Consider the following 10,486-nt stretch of genomic DNA (forward strand, 5'->3'; position numbering starts at 1 on the left):
TGAATGAACTAACAAATTTACGCAGACAAGATAATATGAAGGCAAGGAGTGAGGATTCATGAAATATGTAGTAGGAGTAGACTTGGGGACAAGTGCTGTTAAGATCCTGCTTGTTGATCAAAATGGTGAAGTTGTGAAAGAAGTTTCAAAAGATTACCCTTTAATACAAGAAAAAGCTGGATATAGTGAACAAGATCCGGATGCTTGGGTTAATCAAACACTTGCAGGATTACAAGAACTTCTTGAAGAATTTTCGGATAACAAAGAAGATATTGAAGGGATTAGCTTTTCGGGTCAAATGCATGGATTGGTGTTGCTAGATGAAAATAATAAACCATTGCGCAATGCGATTTTGTGGAATGATACGAGAACGACAGCAGAATGTGAGGAAATTTATCAAACAGTTGGCGAGGCTCAGCTTTTGGAAATAACAAAAAACCCTGCATTAGAAGGTTTCACCTTACCTAAAATCCTCTGGGTCAAAAAACATGAGCCTGATATTTTTGCAAAAGCAAAGGTTTTCGTACTTCCAAAAGATTATGTTCGCTTAAAGTTAACAGGGAAAGTACACATGGATTTTTCCGATGCAGCTGGAACGTTGCTGTTGAATGTAGCTCAAAAAGAGTGGAGCAATGAAATTTGTGATTTGTTTGAGTTGGATCGAGGCTTCTGTCCACCACTTGTTCAATCGCATGATGAAGTAGGAGTCATCCTTCCGGAGGTTGCAGATTTCACAGGACTTTCTGATAATACACGTGTATTTGCAGGCGGAGCAGATAATGCATGCGGAGCAATTGGCTCAGGAATTCTAGAGGAAGGAAAGACTTTGGCAAGTATAGGAACTTCAGGTGTTGTTCTTTCGTATGAAGCAGATGGAAACAAAGATTTTCAAGGAACGGTTCATTACTTTAATCATGGTGCTCCTGATGCTTTTTATACAATGGGAGTAACTCTTGCAGCAGGATATAGTCTAAGCTGGTTTAAAAATACGTTTGCCGAAAACGAAAGCTTTACAGATTTGTTAGCTGACGTAGATACGGTTTCTCCAGGTTCAAATGGACTTTTATTTACACCTTATCTTGTTGGAGAAAGAACACCGCACGTTGATGCTACAATACGAGCTAGTTTTGTTGGAATGGATAGCTCTCATGAACGTAAAGATTTCATTCGTGCTGTCCTAGAGGGAATTACGTTCTCTTTAAATGATTCGGTGAAGATTTTCCGTGAACAGGGCAAAAAGATTGATACAGTTGTTTCAATCGGTGGAGGTGCCAAAAATGAAATTTGGTTGCAAATGCAAGCCGATATTTTTGATGCGAAGATTGTAAAGCTCTCAAGTGAACAAGGACCAGGTTTGGGAGCGGCAATGCTTGCTGCTTTTGGATGTGGCTGGTTTGAATCTTTGAAGGAATGTGCCGATACATTTTTAAAAGTCGACAAAGAGTTTACTCCTATAGAAGAGAATGTAGCTCAGTATAAAGAACTTTTCTGTCTTTATCAAAATGTCTATAACCAGACGAAAGAGTTAAACAAAAACTTGGTGAAGTTCAGGAAATAATTGTGACCGAACTTAATAGTTTTTTAAGCTTATTGTGTTAATCACAATAGGCTTTTTGCTGATCAAATGATTGAGTATGTTAAAATGGAGAATATGAATGGAGGAAATAAGACAATGGCAGATTTGCCTAATTGCCCAAAGTGTAATTCAGAATATACGTATGAAGACGAAACATATTGATCTGTCCAGAATGTGCTCATGAGTGGACTATAGAAGATGAAGAGGATCATAAAGTAGTTACAGATGCCAATGGAAATGTGCTAAACGATGGCGATTCTGTAACGGTCATTAAAGACCTGAAAGTAAAAGGGAGTTCGCTTGTTGTAAAAATGGGAACAAAAGTGAAATGTATTCGGTTAGTTAATGGAGATCATGACATTGATTGTAAAATTGATGGCTTAGGAGCTATGAAATTAAAATCTGATTTTGTTAAGAAGATTTAATCCTATTGTTAAAATAGGATTTTTTAAGTGTAAATTTAATGACCTAAACATTTCCTTGTCAGCACATCTGACATAGTTAAAGTTTTATTACTCATTATTCGATAAAATTTTACTGATGTAGATATTTTAAAGGTGTAAATGATATGTATCTTATGAAAAGCATAACGTGTGATTTACGAGGATGTTCTTTTTGAACAGTCAATTACCATTAAATTTGGAGGGTTTCTAAGATGAAAAAGAAAAAATTAATCTTAATTGGAAACGGCATGGCAGGCATCAATTGCATTGAGGAAATCTTAAAGAACAATCCTAACATGTTTGATATAACGGTCTTTGGAAGTGAGCCGCACTTTAACTACAACCGAATCATGTTATCAACAGTACTACAAGGCGGCACAAAGGTAGAGGACATAACACTTCATAACCGTGCTTGGTACGAGTCGAATGGTATAGATCTCTACACAGGTGAAACTGTTGTGAAAGTGGATCCTGATAAAAAGGTGATTCAAACAGATAAGGATAGAGAAGTCTCCTACGATAAACTCATTTTTGCTACAGGATCTGTACCATTTGTCTTACCAATTCCAGGAGCAGACAAAGAAGGAGTAGTAAGCTTTCGGACTATAGAAGATTGTCAGAAGATGATTAATATATCAAAGGGTCATAAGAAAGCTATTGTTATTGGTGGTGGTTTACTAGGTTTAGAGGCTGCAAGAGGGCTCCTTAATCTAGGAATGGAAGTAGATGTTGTTCATATTGCCGATTATTTAATGGAGAGACAGTTAGATCAGACAGCTGCTAAAATGCTTCAACAAGAACTTGAAAAACAAGGGATGAATTTTCTATTAGAAAAGGCAACGGAAGAAATCATTGGTGACTCCAGAGTAGAAGGCTTACGCTTCAAAGATGGTTCGATCGTGCATGCCGATGCGGTTGTGATGGCTGTCGGTGTCAGACCAAACGTTCAAATGGCAAAAGATAGCGGGCTTGAGACAAACCGAGCGATTGTTGTTAATGACTATTTACAAACAAGCATTCCTGATATATATGCAGTTGGTGAGTGTGTCGAACATAGAGGGATGGTTTATGGTTTAGTGAAGCCTCTCTATGAGCAGGGGAGAATTCTAGCCAAGCATATTTGCGGACTCGAAGAAAATGGGTATCAAGGATCAACTTTATCAACTCAATTAAAGATTTCAGGTGTGGATGTCTTTTCTGTAGGACAATTTCATGCTGATGAAACAAGTAAAACGATTACTCAATATGACGAGTTAGCTGGAATTTATAAGAAAATTGTCTTAAAGGAAGATAAAGTGATTGGCTCAGTTATGTTTGGAGACACAAAAGCGGGTAATAAGCTACTAGATATGATTAGTAAGCAAAAGGTCATTACAGATGAGGAAAAAATGTTCGTCTTACAATCTTCAAACCAAGAATCACAAGTGGCCGCGATGGAACAGACGGATCTCATTTGTAACTGTAATGGTGTAACAAAAGGAACGATTATTGAAGCTTGCCAATCACAAGGATTGACAACGGTAGAAGAAGTGAAGAAGTGTACAAAGGCATCAAGTGCATGTGGAGGCTGTAAGCCGTTAGTAACCGATTTATTAGCTTATATGCAAAGTGAAGATTTTGATGAAGTGATAGAGAAAGAAACGTTGTGTGGTTGTACGACATTAACAGATGAAGAAATAGTAACAGAAATGCAACTGAGAAGTCTTAATTCTATTAATGAGGTCATGCGTGAACTTAAGTGGAGAACGGAGGATGGATGTCCGACTTGTCGTCCCGCTTTGCAATATTATTTAGGTATGATTTATCCAGAATATGAGACGAAACAAGAATCACTTTTTATTAATGAGCGAATGAATGCGACCCGACAAGCGGATGGCACATACTCCCTTACTCCACAAATGTACGGCGGGCTGACGAATGCAGAAGAACTGCGTAAAATTGCTGCCGTAGTGGAAAAGTATCAAATTCCTAATGTGGCAATTACTAGTGAACAACGATTGCATCTAACAGGAGTTAAAAAGGAGGATTTAGAATCTATCTGGAGAGATTTAGACCTTCCATTGAGCAGTACGTATGGGAATACCGTTCAAAACATCAAAACATGTATTGGAGAGACGGTTTGTAAGTGTGACAAACATGATGCCCTTGAGCTAGCAGTTCAAATAGAGAAGAAAACAGACTACTTAACAACACCATACCGAGTCAAAATGGGCATCTCTTCGTGTATGCATAATGGGGCAGGTTCAACGACAAAAGATATTGGTGTCATCCAGTTTGATCGAGGATGGGAAGTATATGTTGGTGGTAGCAGTGGACGAAATGCACGAACAGGTCAATTGCTTTGTGTAGCGGAAACAGAGCAAGAAGTATATGAAATTATCATTGGCTTTATCCAGTATTACCGGGAAACAGCCAAATATGCTGAACGTTCATGGGAATGGATCGACCGCATTAACTTACTGCATATAAGAGAAGTGTTGTTTGATAACGATTTAAGACAGCAGCTAATCGAGGCCTTGGAAAGCGATTCTTATCAAAGTAAAAAAGTCTTACTAAGTAATAAATAATAACGTCATGTCCAGAAGCGACAAAAAAATTAGCAAAGGATGAGACATCGTGACAGAAATGTTATTAAGGTATTTCAGAAAAAAACAGCAGCAAGTTGAGACAGAGAAAGTTTATGATACACAATGCCCTTTTTGCAGCATGCAGTGTAAGATGCAGCTCATAGAGCAATCAACCGTTACGAGAAAAACGTATAAAACGGTTGGAAAAGATAACCCAACTTCTGAAGGACGTCTTTGTATTAAAGGGTTAAATGCGCATCAGCATGCGGTACACAATGATCGAATCAAGCACCCATTGTTAAAGGTGGATGGCGAGTTTGTACCAATCTCATGGGATGAAGCGATAAAAGTCATTAAAGAAAAGTTTACAGCGATACAAACAGAGCATGGAAACAATGCGTTATCCGTCTATGGAAGTGCAACGATCACCAATGAGGAAGCATACTTGTTAGGGAAGTTTGCTAGAGTTGCTTTAGGTACTAGATACATTGATTATAATGGACGCCTCTGTATGTCGGCAGCTGCTTCAGCTGCAGCACAGACGTTTGGGATGGATCGCGGCTTTACGAATACAATCCAAGAGATTCCTCACTCCAGATGTCTCATCTTGGCTGGAACAAATATTGCAGAATGCCAGCCGACGGTTATGCCTTATTTTGAAAAGGCAAAGGAAAATGGTTCTTTCATTATTGCGATTGACCCTCGTGAAACAGCAACAACAAAGATGGCTGATTTGCACTTAAAAGTGAAGCCGGGAATGGATGCTGCTCTAGCGAATGGATTGTTAAAAGTTATTTTAGAGGAAAATTTAATTGATGAGCAATTTATCGCTCAGCGAGTGAATGGTTTTGATGAAGTGAGGGAGTATATAGCTTCACTAGATTTAGAGGAGATTTCTGAACAAACCGGAGTACCCCTTGAACAAATTAAAAAAGCAGCAACAGTCTTCGGGAAAGAAGAGTCAGGTATGATTTTCACTGCAAGAGGGATTGAACAACAAACGGATGGATCAGCATCTGTGCGTAATTTTTTAAATATTCTTTTAGCGACGGGGAAAATCGGGAAAGAGTACTCAGGATACGGAGCAGTGACTGGGCAAGGAAATGGTCAAGGAGCAAGAGAGCATGGGCAAAAGGCTGATCAATTACCTGGTTACCGTTCGATTGAAAACGCGGAACATCGTAACTATATTTCTGATGTATGGGGAATTCGTGAACAAGATTTACCGAGAAAAGGGGTTTCTGCTTTTGAAATGATTCAAAAGATCGATGAGGGAGAAATTAAGGGAATGTTCTTAATGTGTTCAAACCCTGTAGTCTCTAACCCGAGTGCTGAATTTGTAAAAAACGCTCTCGAAAAGTTAGACTTCTTCGTTGCTGTAGATATGTTTATTTCTGAATCAGCAAGATTAGCCGATTTAATTTTACCAGCAACATCTTATTTAGAGACACCTGGTACAATGACGAATGTAGAAGGAAGAGTCACATTAAGAGAAGCGAGTTTCCCAATTCGAGGAGAAGCGAAGCATGATTGGCAAATTATTTGTGAAGTAGCAGAAGCTCTTGGAAAAGGAGAATATTTTGCATTTTCTTCTCCGGAAGAAATCTTCAATGAGTTAAGGGTAGCAACTCGTGGCGGAATTGCTGATTACTCTGGAATCACGTATGATCGCTTGCGCGCGGAAAAAGGGATCTTGTGGCCTTGTCCAGATCAAGACCATCCCGGGACAAAACGTTTATTTGAACAAGAATTTGCACATGGTGATGGGAAAGCAAAGATGGTTGTCGTACAAAGTAATCCTGAAATCCCTAAAGAAAAGCCTAGTGAAGACTTTCCTCTTTATTTAACAACGGGAAGGGTTATGTCGCACTATTTAACAGGAGTTCAAACGAGAAAAAGTTCAACACTTGCAGCTCGTGAATTTGAGTCATATATGGAAATCCATCCATCAACAGCAGAGAAATTTCATATAAAAGATAACACGTTAGTGAAGATCGAATCGAAACGCGGAAGCATTGTTGTTAGAAGTAAATGGTCACAGACGATTCGTAAAGATACAGTGTTTGTCCCATTCCATTGGGCGGACTCACAAAATGTCAATCGTTTGATCTCAAAGAAATTGGATCCTACTTGTAGGATGCCAGGATTCAAAGTAAGTGCAGTGAAAATTAGTCCAATAGCTAATTAAAAATGAAATAGAGGTCTGCTTGAGTAACACAACTCAAGCAGACCTCTATTGTTTATGGACCGTATATAGTTGAAAATAAAAAGCCCGATTGCTGAGCGGATTCGCTCTATCAATCGGGACGCGTACGTAAAGGGAAGTTTTTTCTTTCGATGTTTGATTATAGTGCTTTTTTATGAAGCTGCTTTTTTTCTGCTTCTAATACTTTTAACTCATCTGAAGACATATAATATTCTTCGCCAAAAGAATTTTCAGGCTCTTCTAAAGTGAAGAAGCAAATAAGAAAACTAACTAAAGCACCACCAGCAAGGATAAAGAAAAATTGTTGTGGTGTCACGAATGTATAAAGAGTCAAATAAACAGTTGCACCAACATTCCCATAAGCACCAGACATTCCAGCGATTTGTCCTGTTACACGCTTCTTAATCATTGGAATAACGGCAAATGTCGCACCTTCAGCACCTTGGATAAACATAGATGTGAGAACGGTAATAGCTACAGCAACAACTAAAGGCCAGCTAGAGTCCATAAAGCCCATTCCAAAAAGTCCAATTGTAATACCAGCCATATAGACTAGCATAACGTTACGACGGCTCCCCATTCGGTCGGAAAGGATGCCTCCTAATGGACGAGCGAGGAGATTCACAAAGGCAAAGGATGCAGCGATAAGTCCAGCTTGTGATGCTGACAATGAAAATGTCAATTGAAAGAACATTGGTAGCATAGAAATGATCGCGAGCTCTGCGCCAAAGTTGGCAAAATACGTACTATTTAATGCACCAACGTTTTTAAATTTGTATTTGTCATCCTCGGGAACACCTTTTTTTAGAATAGGGACATTTACTTTTAGGATCATATAAATTTGATAAATTAATACAATGGCAAGAACTGCCCAAATGATATGCAATGCTGTTTGCGAAACAAATCCTAACCCCGCTAATCTCCATGCGCTGATTGCTAGCGCTCCACCAAGTGGAATCGTCCAAACGATTAATTGAACTAAATCACCCCAACTACTTACTTCCAATGCTCCAGAACGCTTTGGTTTCATTAGGACTTTTCCTTCTGGTGTGTCTCTGACACAAATGTAATAAATAATCCCATAAACAAAACAGATGATACCAGTAAATGCTAAAGCGTATCTCCAACCATTATCACCACCAAGTAAGGTGAGAGCAAACCAAGGCAGGAGCATAGCAGCGGCAGCAGAACCAAAATTCCCCCAGCCCCCATAAATTCCTTCAGCAAAACCGATGCTCTTAGGTGGGAACCACTCAGCTACCATTCGAATACCAACAACGAAACTAGCACCAATACTACCAAGAACAAGACGGGCAATCATTAATTGAGCCCAGCTATCACCAAAGGCAAAGACCAATGCCGGTACTGACATGATAATGAGTAGGCCAGAGTAGACAACTCTAGGTCCGTATTTATCTAATAGTGAGCCTATCAACACCCGCGCAGGAATGGTTAAAACTACGTTACAAATTCCGAGTGCAGCAATGTGTTGCGGAGTTAGCCAATCCATCGCTTCAAGCATTGTAGTGGCAAGTGGAGCCATATTATACCAAGTGAAAAAAGAAATGAAGAAAGCAAACCAAGTAAAATGTAGAACCTTAATCCTTTCATTCTTAAACTTAAAAATCTCTGATACAGTCATCGAAAAAAAACCTCCCTAGAATTCCTTATTTCAAATACATTTTTTATTTTTACATTACTTAACTACTGTTGTCTGAATGTTCGATAGGAAATGTTACATGGTTTTATAGTGGGATTTTTTTACTGATAACGCTTAACTAACTGAAAGGTAAGGGGTTCGGAACTTTGGTTCTACAAAGGTTTAAAAGGGCACTTTCTTAGAAATTTAAAAAATCAAAGTTATTTTCTAGGTTCCATCACGTTTGCAACATAAGTGTATAGTTGGAGTTTCTTCTATATAAAATGAACTATTTTCAGTCACAGGACTGCTTCTGCAAAAAACTATGTAAGATAAGCTGACACAATATAACATGCATCTAAGATGTTGGTTTAGGATAATATATATAATTAAAATAATTCTTTACAGTAGCAAAGGGGGCGTGATTAATGAATAGTGGAATGGTCTACTTTGTAGGGGCTGGTCCGGGAGACGTAGATTTAATAACTGTAAAAGGGAAACAGGCCTTACAACAGGCTGATGTAGTCATTTTTGATCGATTAATCAATCCTTTTTTGTTAACTGATGTAAAAGATGATGCTAAGTTAATTTACTGCGGTAAGCAACCTTGCAAACATACGCTGAGGCAAGAAGATATTCAAAAAGAGATTCTCATTCACGCGAGAAAAGGAAAGACAGTTGTCCGTCTAAAGGGTGGTGATCCAGCTGTATTTGGAAGAGTTGGTGAAGAAGCTGAACTACTAGCAGAGAACCACATTCGCTATGAAATCATTCCAGGAATTACAGCTGGAATTGCGGCAACTATGTATGCAGGAGTACCTATTACTCATCGAAAGCATTCGAACTCTTTTGCTGTAGTCACAGGACATGGCAGTCAGAAGGATGGAACACCTAATGTTGATTGGAAGTCCTTATCCAAAGGAGTAGAAACGATTGTCTTCTATATGGGAGTCAAACACCTCAAAACGATTTCAGAGCAATTGATACAACATGGAAAAGGAAAAGATACGCAAGCATTAGTTGTTCATTGGGGAACATACAGCAAACAAAGAACTGTAGAAGGATCACTTGCTACGATTACAAACAAGGTTGAACAGGCTAACATTACGAATCCAGCCATTATTGTTGTCGGGGATGTTGTGAAGCTTCGTTCGAAGTTAGCTTGGTTTGACAACAGACCTCTTTCTGGAAAAAGCATCCTAATCCCTGCTATTAATGAAAGAAATAGAGAGATGGTAACAACTCTTAAGAAAGACGGAGCAGATGTTTTTGAACATGAGCTGCTATGTGAGAGAGATCATTTTGACAGTGGAGCTGTCAACGACCTAATAAAAGTGGAAAGCGATCATGAGTTGGTCTTTCTTTCTACGAAAAGTGTCTTTGCCTTTTTAAGAGGGCTTGTAGAGAATGGCATGGACGTCAGAGATATCCAATTGCCTTTCTATTCAATAAATGAATCAGTTAAAAAGACGTTACAAACGATCGGTATTAAATCCAAGCTCATAGACATGTCGGTCATATCTCCGGTGTTAGTAGGAGATGAAGCTGAAATTGCAAGTGAGAGAGCAACTCTTTCCCCACTAGCTAAGGGGATTGTAGTAAGGAAGAAGAACGTTTCAAACAAAGATATTGCAGCTTTCACAAGGCTGCTAGAGGAGCGTCATGTTAATACACTTCTACTAACATCTCCTGCTGAAGCTTTGACATTATTGAAGTTTCTAGACTTAAGTGGAATACCTTTAGAACATGTACAAGAGAATGTAACAATTATTTGTAAAGGAAAAGATACAAGTCTATTTTTGAAAAAATCTAATATCCGAATCGATATGATTATAGAGAACGAGGATGTAGCAAAGGTTATTGGAAAGATCGAAGAAGCAGAATTAGCCTTAGAAAGCTAAGAATTCAAATGAAGTAGGAAAAGGAGAGGTTATTGTGAGAGAGAAACTAGTGCTAATAGGAAACGGAATGGCCGGAATTCGTACGATTGAGGAAATTTTAAAAAACGACAGCGATCGTTTTGACATTACTGTCTTTGGGGAAGAGCCGCATCCA

General features: G+C 38.7%; 5 protein-coding genes and 1 pseudogene. 5 read left to right on the forward strand and 1 reads right to left on the reverse strand.

What is annotated here, in order from left to right; genetic code table 11:
• Positions 1 to 58: 58 nt before the first annotated feature.
• The 4 genes and pseudogenes from xylB to nasC all read left to right on the forward strand — a co-directional run bounded on the left by xylB (position 59) and on the right by nasC (position 6,774).
• On the forward strand, positions 59 to 1,558 hold the full coding sequence (gene xylB / locus AC1FXP_RS21890) for a xylulokinase (RefSeq protein ID WP_480064051.1): 1,500 nt from the start codon (positions 59 to 61) through the stop codon (positions 1,556 to 1,558).
• 114 nt (positions 1,559 to 1,672) lie between these two features.
• Positions 1,673 to 2,001, forward strand: a pseudogene (locus AC1FXP_RS21895) (zinc ribbon domain-containing protein YjdM).
• A 230-nt stretch (positions 2,002 to 2,231) separates the two neighbouring features.
• Positions 2,232 to 4,586, forward strand: coding sequence for a nitrite reductase large subunit NirB (nirB, locus tag AC1FXP_RS21900; protein WP_480064052.1), 2,355 nt, complete (start codon positions 2,232 to 2,234; stop codon positions 4,584 to 4,586).
• A gap of 49 nt (positions 4,587 to 4,635) precedes the next feature.
• The gene (gene nasC / locus AC1FXP_RS21905; protein ID WP_480064053.1) at positions 4,636 to 6,774 is read left to right on the forward strand and encodes an assimilatory nitrate reductase catalytic subunit NasC; all 2,139 of its coding nucleotides are present in this window, start codon (positions 4,636 to 4,638) and stop codon (positions 6,772 to 6,774) included.
• A gap of 157 nt (positions 6,775 to 6,931) precedes the next feature.
• Here the strand turns inward: nasC and AC1FXP_RS21910 are convergent, their stop codons facing one another.
• Positions 6,932 to 8,434, reverse strand: coding sequence for a NarK family nitrate/nitrite MFS transporter (locus AC1FXP_RS21910; protein ID WP_480064054.1), 1,503 nt, complete (start codon positions 8,432 to 8,434; stop codon positions 6,932 to 6,934).
• 425 nt (positions 8,435 to 8,859) lie between these two features.
• Here AC1FXP_RS21910 and cobA point away from each other — a divergent pair, with 425 nt between their 5' ends.
• Positions 8,860 to 10,332 (forward strand): uroporphyrinogen-III C-methyltransferase, encoded by a 1,473-nt coding sequence (cobA, locus tag AC1FXP_RS21915; RefSeq protein ID WP_480064055.1) that lies wholly within the window; start codon positions 8,860 to 8,862, stop codon positions 10,330 to 10,332.
• The last annotated feature ends 154 nt before the right edge of the window (positions 10,333 to 10,486 follow it).

It is taken from the genome of Halalkalibacter sp. HAAS-P013, assembly GCF_056619925.1.